The 15,634-nt window shown below is 56.0% G+C and carries 16 protein-coding genes and 1 pseudogene; 11 read left to right on the top strand and 6 right to left on the bottom strand.

Annotated features, from left to right (window positions below; genetic code table 11):
* Positions 1 to 23: 23 nt before the first annotated feature.
* Complete coding sequence (locus FYJ63_RS04170) at positions 24 to 1,580, bottom strand: MFS transporter (RefSeq protein WP_154544086.1); 1,557 nt, start codon at positions 1,578 to 1,580, stop codon at positions 24 to 26.
* A 301-nt stretch (positions 1,581 to 1,881) separates the two neighbouring features.
* Here FYJ63_RS04170 and uidA point away from each other — a divergent pair, with 301 nt between their 5' ends.
* The 5 genes from uidA to FYJ63_RS04145 all read left to right on the top strand — a co-directional run bounded on the left by uidA (position 1,882) and on the right by FYJ63_RS04145 (position 8,192).
* Positions 1,882 to 3,669, top strand: a complete 1,788-nt coding sequence (uidA, locus tag FYJ63_RS04165) for a beta-glucuronidase (protein ID WP_154544084.1) — start codon at positions 1,882 to 1,884, stop codon at positions 3,667 to 3,669.
* A gap of 9 nt (positions 3,670 to 3,678) precedes the next feature.
* Entirely contained in the window at positions 3,679 to 4,734 is a 1,056-nt protein-coding gene (locus FYJ63_RS04160; RefSeq protein ID WP_338106818.1) for a LacI family DNA-binding transcriptional regulator, read from the top strand.
* A gap of 366 nt (positions 4,735 to 5,100) precedes the next feature.
* On the top strand, positions 5,101 to 5,748 hold the full coding sequence (locus FYJ63_RS04155; protein WP_154544080.1) for an ABC transporter ATP-binding protein: 648 nt from the start codon (positions 5,101 to 5,103) through the stop codon (positions 5,746 to 5,748).
* A 25-nt stretch (positions 5,749 to 5,773) separates the two neighbouring features.
* On the top strand, positions 5,774 to 6,583 hold the full coding sequence (locus FYJ63_RS04150; RefSeq protein WP_277027795.1) for an ABC transporter permease: 810 nt from the start codon (positions 5,774 to 5,776) through the stop codon (positions 6,581 to 6,583).
* Positions 6,584 to 6,746: 163 nt separating this feature from the next.
* The gene (locus FYJ63_RS04145; RefSeq protein WP_154544078.1) at positions 6,747 to 8,192 is read left to right on the top strand and encodes a GuaB1 family IMP dehydrogenase-related protein; all 1,446 of its coding nucleotides are present in this window, start codon (positions 6,747 to 6,749) and stop codon (positions 8,190 to 8,192) included.
* Positions 8,193 to 8,386: 194 nt separating this feature from the next.
* On the opposite strand, the gene FYJ63_RS04140 is transcribed toward FYJ63_RS04145, so the two are convergent.
* Entirely contained in the window at positions 8,387 to 9,751 is a 1,365-nt protein-coding gene (locus tag FYJ63_RS04140; RefSeq protein ID WP_154544076.1) for a PFL family protein, read from the bottom strand.
* A gap of 125 nt (positions 9,752 to 9,876) precedes the next feature.
* On the bottom strand, positions 9,877 to 10,146 hold the full coding sequence (locus FYJ63_RS04135; protein ID WP_154544075.1) for an ACT domain-containing protein: 270 nt from the start codon (positions 10,144 to 10,146) through the stop codon (positions 9,877 to 9,879).
* Positions 10,147 to 10,303: 157 nt separating this feature from the next.
* Here FYJ63_RS04135 and FYJ63_RS04130 point away from each other — a divergent pair, with 157 nt between their 5' ends.
* From FYJ63_RS04130 to FYJ63_RS04120, 3 genes are all read left to right on the top strand, one after another.
* The gene (locus FYJ63_RS04130) at positions 10,304 to 10,735 is read left to right on the top strand and encodes a hypothetical protein (RefSeq protein WP_154544073.1); all 432 of its coding nucleotides are present in this window, start codon (positions 10,304 to 10,306) and stop codon (positions 10,733 to 10,735) included.
* 57 nt (positions 10,736 to 10,792) lie between these two features.
* A complete protein-coding gene (locus FYJ63_RS04125; RefSeq protein ID WP_154544071.1) occupies positions 10,793 to 11,344 on the top strand; it encodes an NADPH-dependent FMN reductase in 552 nt (183 codons plus the stop codon).
* A 129-nt stretch (positions 11,345 to 11,473) separates the two neighbouring features.
* On the top strand, positions 11,474 to 12,103 hold the full coding sequence (locus tag FYJ63_RS04120; protein WP_154544069.1) for a cadmium resistance transporter: 630 nt from the start codon (positions 11,474 to 11,476) through the stop codon (positions 12,101 to 12,103).
* Between the two features lie 21 nt (positions 12,104 to 12,124).
* Here the strand turns inward: FYJ63_RS04120 and FYJ63_RS11425 are convergent, their stop codons facing one another.
* Together FYJ63_RS11425 and FYJ63_RS11420 are read right to left on the bottom strand one after the other, a co-directional pair.
* A complete protein-coding gene (locus tag FYJ63_RS11425; protein WP_338106826.1) occupies positions 12,125 to 12,571 on the bottom strand; it encodes a 3-hydroxyacyl-CoA dehydrogenase family protein in 447 nt (148 codons plus the stop codon).
* Positions 12,551 to 13,009: pseudogene (locus FYJ63_RS11420) on the bottom strand (3-hydroxyacyl-CoA dehydrogenase family protein); the annotation flags it as partial. The pseudogene FYJ63_RS11420 and the gene FYJ63_RS11425, both read right to left, overlap by 21 nt.
* Before the next feature lie 484 nt (positions 13,010 to 13,493).
* Between FYJ63_RS11420 and FYJ63_RS04110 the strand changes: the two are divergent.
* The 3 genes from FYJ63_RS04110 (at position 13,494) to FYJ63_RS04100 (ending at position 14,989) form a co-directional block, all read left to right on the top strand.
* Positions 13,494 to 14,162, top strand: coding sequence for a hypothetical protein (locus FYJ63_RS04110; RefSeq protein ID WP_154544065.1), 669 nt, complete (start codon positions 13,494 to 13,496; stop codon positions 14,160 to 14,162).
* Between the two features lie 174 nt (positions 14,163 to 14,336).
* Positions 14,337 to 14,546, top strand: coding sequence for a helix-turn-helix transcriptional regulator (locus FYJ63_RS04105; protein WP_154544063.1), 210 nt, complete (start codon positions 14,337 to 14,339; stop codon positions 14,544 to 14,546).
* Positions 14,543 to 14,989 (top strand): hypothetical protein, encoded by a 447-nt coding sequence (locus FYJ63_RS04100; protein ID WP_154544061.1) that lies wholly within the window; start codon positions 14,543 to 14,545, stop codon positions 14,987 to 14,989. The genes FYJ63_RS04105 and FYJ63_RS04100 overlap by 4 nt, the downstream gene beginning before the upstream one ends.
* Before the next feature lie 53 nt (positions 14,990 to 15,042).
* Here FYJ63_RS04100 and FYJ63_RS04095 read toward each other — a convergent pair whose 3' ends face one another.
* Positions 15,043 to 15,312, bottom strand: coding sequence for a CsbD family protein (locus FYJ63_RS04095; RefSeq protein ID WP_154544059.1), 270 nt, complete (start codon positions 15,310 to 15,312; stop codon positions 15,043 to 15,045).
* Positions 15,313 to 15,634 lie beyond the last annotated feature (322 nt).

The raw sequence follows: 15,634 nt of genomic DNA, 5'->3' as shown, positions 1-15,634 counted from the left end.
TTGTTTTCCTTTCCTAATTCTTTCTAAACATTCTTCCCGTTGCTCTGGTTGTCAGGTGCACTGTCGGGAATTTGCTGGTTCGCCTGGTCTGTCGTGGCATTACCGGAAGCGGAAACCGGAGTTTGCTGCGCTGCCACCTGGGCTCGACGCGACTCGAGTTCCACCACATTGACCTGCACAATCTTCTTCTTCAAAGGATAGAGGAACCACAGCGCCAAACCGACGAGGACAAAGCCCACTCCGGGAAGCAGATTAGCCAGCATATAGAGCTTGTCAAGCACCTCCGGGAGCTGCGCTGCTCCGGCTTTAGCCGCATCAGAGTCGTACCCAATCCAGTCCAGTGTCCACCCGGTGAGGCCACCGGCCAAAGCCTGGCCAAGTTTACGAGCCCAGGAGTACACCGAGTAAACTGTGGCATCATCTCGATACCCTGAAACGACTTCTTGGTAGTCGATTACGTCAGTAATGAAAGCCCAGACAAGGTAGTTAAAGATAGCAATACAGAAAGATCCTACGGCGTAGAAAACAATCCACAGCCAAGCGATTTTAATGTGGAGCACCCAGGCGATTATGAACACCGCACCGGCGGAAAGCATGGCCACGGTTGCGACCTCGGCTTTGCCCCACTTTTTAGCCATGATTGGAGCCAACACAATCAGGATTAGTGGAGGAACCAAACCGGCGAGCGCCCCTGCAGTTTGCAGCTTGCCATCGTTGAAGTAGCTCAGGAAAATATAGCCAACCATACCCAGGAGGAACAGGCTGCTCAACAGCAAGAGCAAGGCCGCCGCAATCAAACCGCCGAGAGCCCGGTTAGTCAAGACCGCCTTCAGCATTTCCCCAATGGAATGCTTCTCTTCTTGCTTTTTATCGGCAGGGTTATCGCCCTCGTGGACACGCTCCTGCACGTTAAAGTAGCAGACCAGGTAGCAAATAACTGCAGCAACGGAGCAGAAAACCGCACCCAAAGTCATTTTGGAACCATCGAGAATAGCCTGACCGGCCTCGTTTTTGCTGTAGACAATCATGGGCATAACCGCCATGATGAACATCTGCGCCAAGGCACCCCCGGTGGAACGGAAGACGGAAAGCTGAGAACGGTCGTCGGGGCTGGCGGAAATAACCGAAGCCATGGAACCGTAGGGAATGTTGATTGCTGTGTAGCAAATGGAGCCCCACAGGAAGTAGGTCGCACACATCCACACCAGTTTCGCGGTGTAGGAGCCGAAGTCCGCGACGAAGGACATATACATCAGGGAGGAGGCCACTGCCACGGGAATCATGATGTACTTAATCCAACGGCGAAATTTGTCCTTGCCAGATTTGACCGGCAGTTTATCCACAATGATGCCCATACCCACGTCGGTGAAGCCATCAACGATACGTGCCGCCAAGAGCAGGGTACCTACATGCGCGGGATTAATCCCCACCACGTTGGTATAGAACAGCATGAAGAACATTGACTGCAGGAGGAAGGTGAAGTCGTTGCCGAAGTCACCAAACATGTAGCCGATTTTGTCGCGCAACCCGAAGGGGCGCTTGACCGGCGCGGGTGCGGGGGAGGGAGTTGTATTCGCCATTGAGGTTCCTTTACGTTGATTTTAGGGGCCGGTTAGCTTCGCTGCCTTCCGGTGAAGTTGGATATATCTTCACACGCTCGCGGTGCCACCAGCGCAAGTTGCCATTAATTGCCAAGGGGAAGAGCGAGAACTGGTGTCATCAGGTTATGACAGGATTCTTTGCAAAAAGTAGCGGCAACTTTTGGCAACTTCGCCGCGCGGAGTCGGTTTTCTGGTTGCATTGGAGTAATCGGGCAAGGTTGCCCCTCCCCCTCGGCCCCGCAGGCCGTTAATGAAATCGATAACTCAGCAAGGAGCCAATATGCTAACAGTTCGCGAAACATCCTCCCGCAACGTCTTTGTCCTCGACGGCGTGTGGGACTTTAAGGTTGATGACCAGAACAGCGGTATTAATGACCGCTGGTTTACTGGGCCTTTACCCGATTCTCAGACTATGGCCGTGCCAGCATCCTTCAATGACGTTGTGACCTGCACGGAAGCCCGCGACCACGTCGGATATCTGTGGTACCAGCGCGAGGCGCGCGTTCCCCGCGGTCTCGGCGAGGATCGTCTGGTGTTGCGGTTCGGTTCCGCGACCCACTCCGCGATTGTGTGGGTAAACGATACCGAGGTTACCCGTCACGAAGGCGGCTACCTGCCTTTCGAGGTCGACATTACTGACGTGTCCGGCTCAGAAGGCGAGACTTTCCGCCTGACCGTTTGCGTCGACAACCGCCTGAGCTGGGAAACTATCCCCCCAGGCTACATGAAAAAGGACTCGACTGGACGCGAGCGCCAGTTCTACTACCACGACTTTTACAACTATGCCGGCATCCATCGTTCCGTGAAACTCTACACTCGTCCCGCTGACCACGTTGAGAATGTGACGGTCGTGACGGAGATTGAGGGCACGACTGGAATCGTGAACTACGAAGTCGTGGTGGCCGGCGGCGCGGATGTGAGCGTGCGCTTGCTCGACGCTAGCGGTCAGCAAGTTGCGGAGGCCAGCGGAGCGAAGGGGCGCCTTAGCGTCCCGAACGCGCATTTCTGGGCTCCGGGAGATGGCTACCTCTACACTCTGGAGATTCACGCGGGCGAGGACGTTTATCCCCAAACCGTTGGAATCCGGACGGTCGAGGTGCGCGGAACAGAGTTGCTGATTAACGGCAAACCCTTCTATTTCCGCGGCTACGGACGCCACGAAGACAATATTGTTCGCGGCAAGGCCCACGACAATGTCATGATGATCCACGACTTCGAGTTGATGAAGTGGCAGGGCGCGAACTCTTTCCGCACTTCCCACTATCCCTACGCCGAAGAAGTCATGGACTACGCGGACCGTGAAGGCTTCGTAGTGATTGATGAAACCTCCGCGGTGGGCTTGAACGTCGGAATTGGCGGCGGGATTGCCACGGCAGAAAACAAGTTGAAGACCTTCTCTCCCGAGACCTGTAACGAGCGCACCCAGGCGGCGCACCGGCGCGAGATTGAGAAGCTCATTGCGCGGGACAAGAACCACCCCTGCGTCGTGATTTGGTCGATTGCTAATGAACCGGAGTCATTTACTGAAGAGTCTCGCGAATACTTCGCTCCCCTTGCTGAAGCCGCCCGTAAAGCCGACCCGACCCGTCCGGTGGGCTATGTCAACGTGATGCTGGCTACTCCGGACAACGAAAAAATCACAGATCTCTTCGATGTGATTATGTTGAATCGTTACAACGGCTGGTATGTCCAGACCGGCAACCTTGCTGACGCCGAAGCCGCACTTCGGACCGAGATTGACGGCTGGTTGAAGAACTATCCTGGCAAGCCGATTATCTTCACGGAATACGGCCCGGACACGATGAACGGCAACGCCGACCTCTACCGTCGCCCCTGGTCCCAGGAATATCAGATTGATATGCTCGCGATGTTCCACAAAGTTTTTGACTCTTATCCGGAAGTCATCGGGGAACAGATGTGGAACTTTGCGGACTTCTCGACGGTCCCCGGGATTATGCGCGTTGGTGGCAACAAGAAGGGCATGTTCACCCGCGACCGCAACCCGAAGCCCGCGGCCTATGCGGTTCGGGAACGTTGGTTGAGAATGCGCGAGGAACTGGGGTTCTAAGCGAATCCGGTGACAGATAGTAGAGATTGCAATTCCGGCAACGAGAGACGGGAGGGGCTCATGGCACACCGCAAGCCAGTAACAATTTATGACCTCGCTAAAGATGTTGGGGTGGCCGCCTCCACCGTCTCTCGGGCCTTGTCTCGGCCCGACCGAGTCAGTGCCGACACGGCTGCGCGGATTTTTGCCGCGGCAGAGCGTCTGGGATATTCGCGGGTCGGGGCGACCTACAGCGAAGAAACCCACCTTTCCAACACGCTGGTTTTCGCGGTGGCAGACTTGGCGAACCCCATGTATGCCGATGTCGCCGCCGGATTCCAGCAAGCGGCCCAGGCCGCCGGTTACACGACCCTCATCATCAACACGGAAGAATCGGGTTCTTTGGAACAGCGCACGATTCAGCAAGTCGTGTCTCGGGTTGACGGGGTAGCGCTGGCGGCGTCTCGCCTGGATGCGGCTTCTATCAACAAGCTCGAGAAACAGCGGCCTTTAGTTTTGTTGAACCGCTACATGAAGGGTCACACCTGCGTCATTCCGGAAACCGAACGCGGGATTGCCCAGGTGTTTCGCTACCTGCGGGATTTAGGGCACCACGGGGTCATGTATATTTCCGGCCCGGAAATGTCTTGGGCAAACGCGATTCGCTGGCGAGTGGCCTCGGAATACGCCCCGAAATTTGGGTTGAACCTGTGGCGGACAGATTACGCCACCCCCGACTATTCGGCCGGAGTCTCCGCTTTCGGGACTTGGAAAGACACCGGAAAAACCACTGCGGTTTTGGCCTTCAACGACCTGATTGCGGCCGGTTTCTTGCGAGAAGCCCGCGCTCACCAGGTTCGCATCCCCGAAGACGTGTCGGTCGTCGGAATCGATAACTCGACTTTGGCAACCCTTATCTCACCGGAACTGTCCTCCATGACTTCAGCCTCCACCGCGATCGGTCGCCGCGGGGCGGAGTCCCTCATCTGGCAGGTCACGCATCGCTCCATTCGGGAACGCAAGCTCATGCGCGTCCCCATCGAATTCATCCCCCGCGCCTCCACCGGCCCCGCCCCGCAATCCTAGCCCCTCTCCTCGCGCCGACGCCCTAGCCCCCACCTTGCGTCGCGGTCGCGTCCCTCTCGCCACGTTTTCAGTGTCTCCGTTCCGGTCGGGCTTGCGTCGCGGACTCGTCTTTTGGTCGCGGAGCGCTCGGTACGTTTCTCAGTCGCATCGCACTTGGGTCGTTTCTTCTGCCGGTTCGGGCTTGCGTCGCGCGTGAGGGACGTTCGCGTAGGCAGCTCCGAAACCCACAAACCGGAAGTAAACGCGACGCAAGCCCGAACAATCACAACGACGATGTGCCAAACTGAATGGGACGCAAGCCTGAAGTGACAAGCGAGCCGAGAGGGACAGGCGAAGCAGATAAGACGGGAAAAGAATTCGGATAGGATGAGCGAAGAGAAGGGGGTGGAGATGAGTGAAATTAGGTCTACGGGAGATTTGGCTTTTCAGGGATTTCTTGAGTATCCCGAGATGCGCTTCCCGAGCGGGAAATTCTCGTTCTTGGCGGGGCCCAGCGGGAGCGGCAAAAGCACGTATCTGCGCTTGTTGAACCGCACCGCGCAGCCTTCCTCCGGAGAAATCTTCCTCGGAGAGGAGCCGATTTCGAGCTTCGAGGTCCTGGATTATCGCCGCCGGGTCTTGCTGGTTCCGCAAGAGGTTTACCTGAAAGAGGGAACCATCGCGGAGAACTTTCGACTGTTCTATCGTTCGCGCCGCGAGGCTTGTCCAGATGCGGACGCGATGCGCGCGGCTCTGGACTTGTGCCAGGCGGATTTCTCCCCCGAAGACGAAACCGCGACACTTTCTGGAGGGGAGTCCCAGCGGGTGTTTCTCGCGTTTTTTCTCTCGACCGGCCCCGAGGTTTTGCTCCTTGATGAGCTCACCGCAGCCCTTGATGAATCGACCTCTAAAACACTTCTCGAAAACCTCAAAACCCACGCGGCCACGAACGGAACCACCGTCATCTGCATCAGCCACAGCGAAGCCTTGGTTTCCGAATTTTCCGACTACACTGCACGGTTGACGGGGCGGTAGAAAATCGCGGGAAAGGAGGCTTCCCGTGAGTCTTGAAACCACCACCAGCCTCGGGTGGCAGGCCCTGCAGTTTTCACTGATATATGTCCTGTTGATTATCGTCATCGCGGTCATGAAAGCCTTCCGGATTGACAAGGCGAAGGTGCTTTTAGTCGCGAGCATCAAAATGACGGTGCAGCTCATTTTGGCGGGCATTTTGCTGACCTATATCTTCCAGTACCCCCATCCCGCCTTCACCGTGCTTTACCTCCTGGCGATGCTGGGCTTCGCGATTTACACCGTCTGGAAACGCAACCCGAACTTGAACCGCCGCTTTCACCTGGTGATTGCCGCTTCCATGAGCGTCTCGAGCATCTTCATCATCGTGTTCTTCATCGCCCTCGTGGTGCGCGAAAACGTGTTGAATCCGCAGTACGCCATCCCGCTTTACGGCATGGTGGTCGGGAACTCCATGACCGGGGTGACCTTGGGTTTGAAGACTTTCCAGGACGTCACTGCCGGCCAGACGAAGCGGATTAATGCGCTGCTGTGTTTTGGGGCGGGGCCGCGAGAAATCCTGTTTCCTTTCGTGAAGCAGTCCCTGGAAACCGCGATGGTGCCAACGATTAACTCCATGATTGGGATGGGGATTGTGTTCCTCCCGGGGATGATGACCGGCCAGATTCTTGCCGGGGCGCTGCCGATGACGGCGATTTTTTACCAGATCGCCATCATGATTGCGATTACGACCGTCGTGACCTGCGCCTGCTTCGGATCACTGTATTTTGGATTTCAAACCCTGTTTGACAAGGACACTCAGATTATTCGGTTGCCTTCCGTCGAGGCTGAAAGCTGACTTCCCGGGCACCAACTTCAGGGATTTTCGCGGTCGCATATCGGGAGTGTCCCCTGTAACTCGTGAATTTTCGGCACTGAGTGGCAATAGTGGCAGCAATGGCCAAATTTTCCTGAGTTACGTCCAATCTCCCGAGTAGCCTCCGACTCGATAACATAGAACTATGCGCTTTTTGAACGATCTCCAACCGACCTATGACCTCACCTATGACGACGTGTTCATGGTGCCGTCCCGCTCCAATATCGGCTCGCGGACCAGCGTGGACCTCAAAACCAGCGACGGCTCGGGGACCACGATTCCGATTGTGGTCGCGAATATGACCGCAGTCTCGGGAAAACGCATGGCCGAAACCGTGGCGCGTCGTGGCGGAATGGCGATTATTCCCCAAGACATTCCGGTCGATGTCGTCACCGAGACGGTCGCCGCCGTGAAGGAAAGCCATCTCATCTACGAGACTCCCGTCACGGTGAAACCGCATCACACCTGCGGGTATGCTCTGGATTTGCTTCCGAAGCGGGCGCACGGCGCGGCGGTGGTTTTTGATCCTGACACCGATAAGCCCCTGGGGCTGGTCCAGAAATCCGATCTCCAGGGAGTGGACCGCTACACCCAGGTTCGCGAGGTGATGAGTTCTGATTTGTTGCTCATCCGGGAGGGAACCGAACTTCGCCAGGGCTTCCATATTTTGAAAGACGCCAACCATCGGCTCGCTCCCGTCGTGGATGGTCAGGGGCACTTGCTGGGCGTGTTGACCCGCAAAGGAGCCGTTCGCTCCGCGATTTACGAGCCCGCAGTAGATTCCGGCGGGCGCTTGCGGATTGGGGCGGCTCTCGCGATGCATGACCACCCATCTGTCAAAGCCCAACAACTCGTGGAGGCCGGGGTGGACATTATTGTGATGGACACCGCCCACGGTCATCAAGACGGTATGTTGGCGGCGATAAGCGAGGTGCGTTCTGCCCTTCCCGCAGATTTCCCGATTGTGGCCGGGAATGTGGTTTCCGCCGCGGGAGTGCGGGATTTGGTGGAAGCCGGAGCCTCCATCGTGAAGGTCGGGGTCGGACCCGGCGCAATGTGTACGACCCGGATGCAGACCGGAGTGGGTCGCCCGCAGTTTTCCGCGGCTCTCGAATGCGCCGCGGCCGCCCGCGAGCTCGGTGCCTCAGTCTGGGCTGACGGCGGGGTGCGCCATCCGCGCGACGTGGCCTTGGCTCTGGCCGCGGGGGCCTCGAATGTCATGATTGGGTCCTGGTTCGCGGGCACTTTCGAGTCCCCCGGTGACCTGCAATATGACGGCAAGGGACGGCCTTTCAAGGAGTCTTTCGGGATGGCTTCGAAGCGCGCGGTGCAACAGCGCACCGAGGGGGACGACGCTTTTGACCGAGCCCGCAAGGAGCTTTTCGAGGAAGGGATTTCCCGGGCCAAGATGTTCTTGGATCCGGAGCGTCCCAGTGTCGAGGATTTGATTGATGAAATCATATCCGGAGTGCGTTCGGCTTTCACCTATGCCGGAGCAGGAACTATTCCGGAATTCCAGGAACGCGCTGTGGTGGGGATTCAGTCGGCCGCCGGCTATCGCGAAGGCGCCCCACTGGAACAGTCCTGGTAGAAGCGGAGCCACGGGGTCAGGCGGAGCCACGGGGTCAGACCTCTCTGCTTGCAACTTTGCTTCGCAAAGTTGCGCACCGCTTCCTTGGCCTCGGCAATGCTCGAGCAATCTCGGCATTGCGCTCGACCTTCGTCGCGGTGGCGTAACGAAGTGGAACCAGAATGGCCCGACCCACCGATTCCTCCCTGCGGGAGCTAGTTTTTGAAGGAGTGAATCGGGGCGGGGATGCGACCGCCACGGGCCGCAAAATCGGCGGAAGAAAACGGCGAGACCTGCATAATCGGAGCCCAGCCGAGCAGCCCCCCAAAATCTGCCACCTCGCCCACGCCCTTGCCGGGAACCGGAATCACCCTTACTGCCGTAGTTTTCCCGCCGGCAATCCCGATAGCCGCCTCGTCAGCAATCAGCCCGGTGATGGTCGCGGCGGGGGTGTCTCCCGGAATCGCAATCATGTCGAGGCCAACCGAGCAAATCGCTGTCATCGCCTCGAGTTTCGCGAGGCTAATCGAGCCGCGCTCTACTCCGTGAATCATGTTGATGTCTTCGGAAACCGGAATGAACGACCCCGACAAGCCCCCGACCATAGAGCACGCCATCAGCCCGCCTTTCTTTACGGCATCATTCAACAAGGCGAGAGCCGCGGTTGTCCCCGGTGCCCCCACTGACTCGATCCCCATCTCTTCCAAGATGGCCGCGACCGAATCCCCCACAGTAGAGGTCGGAGCGAGAGACAAATCCACAATCCCAAATCTGACCCCGAGCCGCTCGGCGACGGTTTTGCCCACCAACTGTCCCATACGGGTAATCTTGAAGGCCGACTTCTTGATGACCTCGGCGCATTCATCAAAGGGCCGTCCGCGCACTCCACGCAAGGCGCGTTCCACCACACCCGGTCCGGAAATCCCGACCGAAATCACCGCATCCGGTTGACTCACCCCGTGGAATGCCCCGGCCATAAACGGGTTGTCCCCCACCGCGTTGGCGAAAACCACAAGTTTCGCCGCCCCGATTCCGTCATCCGCGGCCGTGGCCTGAGCCGTTGCCACCACCTGTTCCCCCATGCGAGCCGCAGCCGACATGTTGATGCCGGTCCGGCTCGAGCCGATGTTGACCGAGGAACAGACAATATCTGTGGAGGCCAAAGCCTCGGGAATCGAGTCAATCAGAGCCTGGTCGGAACTGGTCGCGCCGGCTTCAACCAGCGCGGAGTATCCGCCAACAAAATCCACCCCGACGGTTTTTCCGGCCAGGTCCAAGGCCTTCGCGAAAGGCAAGGGATTGCCGGTATGACTTGCCGCCGCCACCAAGGAAATCGGCGTCACGGAAATTCGCTTGTTGATGACCGGAACCCCGAACTCTCCCGCGACTTCATCGGCCACCTCGACAAGCCGAGACGCCGCCGTCACGAGACGCTCCTCCACCCGCTCGCAGGCCACCTCCACGCGAGAATCGGCGCAGTCCAGCAGGGACAAACCCATCGTCACGGTACGAACGTCGAGATTGTCCTCGGCAATCATGCGGATGGTTTCGAGGATTTCTCCCTCGGTATCAAGACTCATTATTGGTTACCTCTTTACTCGATAGCACTTGTTGACGCGGGGCGGATTGGCGAAACTAAAACAGGGAAAACGGGCGCCCCGCAAACCGGCATAAACAGCGCAAAACCGGACCGGCGCGCACCGAACTACAGTTTATGCATAGCGTTAAACAGCTCTTCTGCCTGGACTTTAATGACAAGCCCCTGGGATTCCTCCACCGGAGTCATCGCTTCTTGAACGTCGTTCAAAGACACTGTGGCCTCGTCAAACTCGAGTTGCATAATCATCGTGAAATACTCATCCATCAAAGTCTGGGACACATTCGTGATATTCACGCCTCGATCTGCCAGCCCATTTGCCACTGCGGCGATAATTCCCGTGTGGTCAATTCCGGTTACCGTCATGATTGCTTTCATATCTCTTATTATGCCTTCAAAAATATTCCCGTCTGAAACTTTATTTCGCTGAGTGCTGAAAAGTTACCGGATTTCAAGTTTTCTCTTGCGAACTCACAAAAGTCGTGCGTTTAATGAAACTGTCTTTTAGACAAAACATCTCAGAAAGGAAAGACTCATGAAAACTCAGGAAATGCACGATCGTTTGCTCGCTAACCTGGTGGAACAAACCGGAAAGTCTGCGGAAGAACTGGTTCCCGGTTTACACAAGGCTGGCGTAGAGGCTCACGCAGCGGGAGACGGCGCGGTAAATGAAGTTCGCGAGACTTTCTTTGCTGAGGTGGCCTCTACCCTCGGGGTTCCCGTCGAGTCGATCTCCAAGTTTGCCGATGATTTGAAGGATGATTGGCCTGCCGCTAAGGCCAATATCGCCAAAGAAACCGGTAAGTCCGAAGACGAGGTGCGCGGCGTTTTGCACGAGGTCGGCAACAAGCACATGGATGCCTATAAGGAAGCCGTCGCGAAGAACCACGAGGGCTTCGTGGTGCGCGCCGCCAAGGAGCTCGGCTTCGACCGCGCTGTGATCGAAAACGCCTTCATTTTTGACTAAACTTCAACTCAATTTCAACAAAAGGAAACGAAATATACCATCCCAGAAAGGATAAACATGACGAAGATTGGTGTCTTTGTAGGCAGCCTGCGGAAAGATTCTTGGAACCGTAAAGTTGCCAATGAACTGGTGAGCTTGCTCCCCGAAGGATATGAAACGGAATTCTTTGAGATTGGCAATCTCCCGCTCTACAACGAGGATTGGGACCAGTCAGGTTCCGTTCCCGAGGTGGTTCAGGACTTCCGTAAGGCGGTGGCCGGAGTTGACGCCTTCATTTGGACTACCCCCGAATACAATCGAGGAGTACCGGGCGTTTTGAAGAACGCCATTGACGTGGCCTCCAAGCCGATGCAGGACGCGGTTTTCGCCGGAAAACCCTCTCTGATTGCTTCCGCTTCGACGGGATCAATGGGCGGTTTCGGGTCTAACCACCATCTGCGCCAGACCTTGGTATTCGTGAATTCCCCCGTAGTAGCCCAGCCGGAAATCTACTTGAGCTTCATCGACAAGGCCTACGACGAGAGCGGGAAGATGAAGGCCGGCACTCGTGATTTCCTGGCGAAGGGAATTGAGGCCTTTACGAAGCTGATTGGACACTATCAGGTATAAGAGCCGGTTTTCTCTGATTTTTGGCTCACTGCTAGTGTTGGGGTGGAGTGATTGAATGCGGCGCTCCACCCCAGCATTTTGCCCTATTATTAAATGCCAGCAACTCACCTCTAAGGAATAATCAGTCTCATGGGGACAGCTTTCGTAATAACCCTTTCACAGGCCATCGTGTTGTTTTTGGCAACAAACATTGATCATCTTGTCCTCTTAACCTTGTGGTTTGTGCGCGGGCGGGGGCGCTCCGGTTCTACCGCGCGGATTTTTGCCGGACAGTACCTTGGTTTCGGATCCATTTTGGCAGTGACGGCTGTCCTCGGGATTACCTCGGGTTTCATCATTCCCGAGGAGCATTTGCGTTGGCTCGGGTTATTGCCTTTGTTGATTGGCCTGAAAGCCGGATTCGATGAAATTCGCGAGCGCGTTCCGGCTCGCCGGGCTGCCGACGGCACGGGCGAGGACGACGATGACGCGGAGAAACTTGCCGGCAAACCCCTGAGTATCTTGTCCGTCGCGGCGGTCACTATTGCAAACGGAGGGGACGAAATTGGGGTTTATATTCCGGTCTTCGCGATTTCTGAACCGTGGCAAATCGGGGTCTACGTAGTAGTTTTCCTCTTGCTGGCTGGCGTCTTGCTGACACTCGCGAAGCTCATCACCGACCGCGCTGGTGTGGGAGAGCTCCTCGAACGTCTCGAGGCGATCCTTTTCCCCGGTGTCCTCATTTTCCTCGGAATTCTTATCCTTGCCGACATCCTGTAGCGATAATTCTCCAAGCGAATCTCAGGGCTTTGACGCGGGTTCGACCTTCGCAATCACGTCCAGGAATCCGCGCATCTTTTCGTCGCGAGCCTCGGAGCGCTGCTGGAAGGAGGCTGTGTCGGTTCCGAAAGTGGCGTCGATTTCATCCAGGATTTCATCAAGGCGGCTCATATCTGGAACGCCCGCCGGCATGGTCTTATCCCAGCCTCCAGCAATCCCCTTGATGAGTTTCCGGGCACCCTCAGGCCCACCGCCGAGCCGGTTGGCCTCCAAGGGGCCGACTGCCGCATAGCGCAACCCGAGGGAGTTGCGGATAATCCGGTCGAGGTTCTCCACGTCGATCACCCCTTGTTGCAAGAGATAGAACGCCTCCCACATGATGACTTTTTGGATGCGGTTCCCGACGAATCCGAAGATTTCCTTATTAAGTTTGGATGGGTCAAAGCCGATTTCGCGGTAGATTCCCATCGCTGCGTCCACGATTTTCGGGTCGGTGTCGGGGCTCGGGACAATCTCGAGGACAGGCATGATTGCCGGTGGGGTAAAGGGGTGTCCGATAATGATGCGGTTCGCGGCGGGGTTACCCTCCGCGATTTTCGACGGCAAGATGGCCGAGGAAGAAGACGCGAGAATGACACCTTCAGAGGTGGCCGCGCCGAGTCCCGCAAAGGTCTCGTGTTTCCATTCTAGATTTTCCGGCCCAGCCTCTTGAACAAAATCAACGCCTTGCGCGGCAGCCTCGAGGTCGGAAAAATACTCGCCTTTCTCCCCAAAACGGTCTTTTACCTGGGACTCAAGCTCAGGGCGGACGTCCAAGACACGGACCTGCCAACCGTGTTCCACAAAGCGCTCGGCAAAAGACATTCCAATCAGTCCGCCGCCAACTATCAATGCTGTTTTCATGTTTTCTCCCCTGGGATTCTTTTTAGGTGTTGTTCTTACGGGTCACCACTGTCCCCGCTTTCACCTTAGTCCGCCATCGCTCGGCCTTGGTTCCGAAACGACAGTTAGCATTAGGAACACTAGGAATAGTTTCTTGTGCAGGGGCGTCCTAGGTGACCACTTTGACTTCACTATCTTCCGACCCATTTTCAAAGCAGCAGGTCAAGGCGATTTGCTTGTCGGAGGCTCTCCTACTAAATTCACGAAAGTGCCCCCAGGGTGAGGCTGTGGTTTCCCCGGATTCTCCTGTGACCTAAAACCGCTCTACTCGCCGCGCCCCGCAACCAGATCACTAACTATCGCTAGTGGCGCGAGTACGGCGAAATATCGATATTTACGCACATTTAACACCTGACATGGATTTTTTAGCGGCGTTTACTCCTCTACCGGCTCTTCGAGAACCTAAGATAGGAGGGGAAACTCACAGCCGTATTTTAGGAGAGTATTGATGAATGAGATGAACTCAAGCCCCAGTAATCCCGAGAACCCAACGCAGGGACAGTATTCCTCCGGGACACCTTTCGGACAGCCGAGCCAACCTAGTTTTGGCCAGCCGAGCTTTGGTCTGCCCGAATCTTCCTCTTCCGGTACATTCGGGCAGACTGGACAGTTCGGTCAACAAAACCAACCCGGTCAGCCAAACCCGAGCCAGCCCTACTTCGGCCAGCCGGATCAGCCGATTCAACCCGCGGGCTATCCTCCTTACGGCTACCAACAGCCAAATGCGAACCCGCCGGGAGCCACCATGGCGATTGTGGGATTTATCCTTTCGATTGTGGCTTCGCTGGTGGGCCTGATTATCAGCATTGTGGCCCTGGTTCAGCTCAACCGCGCCGGCGCCACGAAGAATCGTGGCTTTGCAATCGCTGGCATCATCATCGGAGCCATCCTCACTATCATCAGCACCATCTGGACGATATCCATGATTGGCATTTTTATCGCGGCTCTCGAATATTCAGGCAACCAGACTTGGGATGAATCAGGCCCCTTCCCCACCGAAGAATTCGAATACTTCGATGACAATGAGGACGGAGAAGATCCCACCGCTGCTGGAGAGTACGGCCCTGTGCCGATGCTCGATACCGCCATGCTTCTAGGGAATGCCTATGCAGCGTAAAACCCGCCCGTGCGATGGAGCCTGACGGCAACCGCGATTGCGGCTGCGAGATAATTAATCCCTTAGCGAAGCGAATTGCGCTTCGCTAGCTCTACCGATTTGCAAAGCCTGCTTGACAGATAATGTCAAGCAGGCTATTCTTTTTATGTAAAGTTTACTTAGCAAAGGGGTTTTATGAAAACCGAGATTCCTCGCCTGCGAAAGGAGCGCAAGCTCTCCCAGGGAGAACTTGCTGAAGCCGTAGGAGTCACTCGGCAAACCATCACTTCCGTCGAAACCGGAAAGTACGTAGCCTCGCTGCAGCTGGCCTATAAAATTTCACACTTTTTCAATCTCAGCATCGAAGATGTCTTCGATTTTTCAGACTTGGAGGAAACACAATGAACCAACTTGAGGAATACCGCATAGAGCTAAAGAAACGTCAAGGTCTGACATTGTTTTTCATCATCGGAGGAATGCTGCTCGCAACGGTGGGCAACAACTTCTTGCGCTCACAAATGCCAGACGCGCCAATAGTCAATATCATCACTGTTGCCGCCATCATTTTTGAGTTAATTTGCCTTGCCTATCTGAGTTCCAATATGGACAAGATGCGAAACGAAGAAAAATTGAAGAAGGCTTATATCGCCGAACACGATGAGCGCGAAGCCGCCATTCGCGCCAAATCCGGCAGGCCGGTTGTCACCGTGCTCGCCATGGCGCTCGTGGGCGCGTCGCTCATTGTGGGAGGCTTTAGTATCCCCGCCTTTATTGCCTTGCAGCTGGCAGCCGCTTTCCAGCTCCTGGCTGCCTTTGCGCTCACCGGCTACTGGAGTCACAAACTTTAAAAACCAGGGCTGCCTGAACTCGTGAGTTCAGGCAGCCCGTGAGTTTGTCTAGATTAGTTGTCTTTGCCGCCGAAAGCGTCTTTCAATCCGTCCACAGCACCCTTGACTTTCGCTCCGAGATCCTCCGCCACGTCCGTCACGGCCTCTCGGGCGTTGTCAAGCTTCTCCCCAAGCTGGTTAGCAGTCTCTTTAGCCTGGCCACTGGCTTGGTCGTGGACTCCTTCAGATTGCAAATCCCGATCCCCGGTCACGTCTCCCGCCATCTCTTTGGCTTTGCCACCAAATTCCTCGGCCTTGTTCTTAATCGTTTCGTCCATAGCCATTTGCATGTCCTTTCGTAATTCTCTGGGCTGAGTTGAGGCTTCTTTCCACCAGTGGGGGGTTTCCCGACGAGGCCGTTGCCCGTCAAGGTGGTCTCCATCCGGCAGAGACAGCCACAGTTTCAGTCTAGCTTTTATCTAGGGATTTCTCAGGAGGAACGTCTTTTTTGAGAGTCGCTCTTTTTTACCAATGGGGACGGGCCAAAATGGTAAAAAACGCGCCGACAGACACCCCTCCGCGAGGGTTATAGTCCCGATTGATTACGTAACTCAGGAAAAATCGGGCCTCACTGCCATATATGCCACTCATGGCCAAATTCTCCTG

The organism is Mobiluncus porci, from assembly GCF_009695935.1.
In the GTDB taxonomy this organism is placed as follows: Bacteria; Actinomycetota; Actinomycetes; order Actinomycetales; family Actinomycetaceae; genus Mobiluncus; species Mobiluncus porci.
Note: the sequence above shows the minus strand (reverse complement) of the source record. Positions and strands in the feature narration are given on the sequence as shown.

Excerpts from the sequence above, each read along its gene's own strand:
- FYJ63_RS04170 (WP_154544086.1), bottom strand. The coding sequence starts at position 1,580 with ATGGCGAATACAACTCCCTCCCCCGCACCCGCGCCGGTCAAGCGCCCC.
- uidA (WP_154544084.1), top strand. The coding sequence starts at position 1,882 with ATGCTAACAGTTCGCGAAACATCCTCCCGCAACGTCTTTGTCCTCGAC.
- FYJ63_RS04155 (WP_154544080.1), top strand. The coding sequence starts at position 5,101 with ATGAGCGAAGAGAAGGGGGTGGAGATGAGTGAAATTAGGTCTACGGGA.
- FYJ63_RS04145 (WP_154544078.1), top strand. The coding sequence starts at position 6,747 with ATGCGCTTTTTGAACGATCTCCAACCGACCTATGACCTCACCTATGAC.
- FYJ63_RS04140 (WP_154544076.1), bottom strand. The coding sequence starts at position 9,751 with ATGAGTCTTGATACCGAGGGAGAAATCCTCGAAACCATCCGCATGATT.
- FYJ63_RS04135 (WP_154544075.1), bottom strand. The coding sequence starts at position 10,146 with ATGAAAGCAATCATGACGGTAACCGGAATTGACCACACGGGAATTATC.
- FYJ63_RS04130 (WP_154544073.1), top strand. The coding sequence starts at position 10,304 with ATGAAAACTCAGGAAATGCACGATCGTTTGCTCGCTAACCTGGTGGAA.
- FYJ63_RS04125 (WP_154544071.1), top strand. The coding sequence starts at position 10,793 with ATGACGAAGATTGGTGTCTTTGTAGGCAGCCTGCGGAAAGATTCTTGG.
- FYJ63_RS04120 (WP_154544069.1), top strand. The coding sequence starts at position 11,474 with ATGGGGACAGCTTTCGTAATAACCCTTTCACAGGCCATCGTGTTGTTT.
- FYJ63_RS11425 (WP_338106826.1), bottom strand. The coding sequence starts at position 12,571 with ATGGGAATCTACCGCGAAATCGGCTTTGACCCATCCAAACTTAATAAG.
- FYJ63_RS04110 (WP_154544065.1), top strand. The coding sequence starts at position 13,494 with ATGAATGAGATGAACTCAAGCCCCAGTAATCCCGAGAACCCAACGCAG.
- FYJ63_RS04105 (WP_154544063.1), top strand. The coding sequence starts at position 14,337 with ATGAAAACCGAGATTCCTCGCCTGCGAAAGGAGCGCAAGCTCTCCCAG.
- FYJ63_RS04100 (WP_154544061.1), top strand. The coding sequence starts at position 14,543 with ATGAACCAACTTGAGGAATACCGCATAGAGCTAAAGAAACGTCAAGGT.
- FYJ63_RS04095 (WP_154544059.1), bottom strand. The coding sequence starts at position 15,312 with ATGGCTATGGACGAAACGATTAAGAACAAGGCCGAGGAATTTGGTGGC.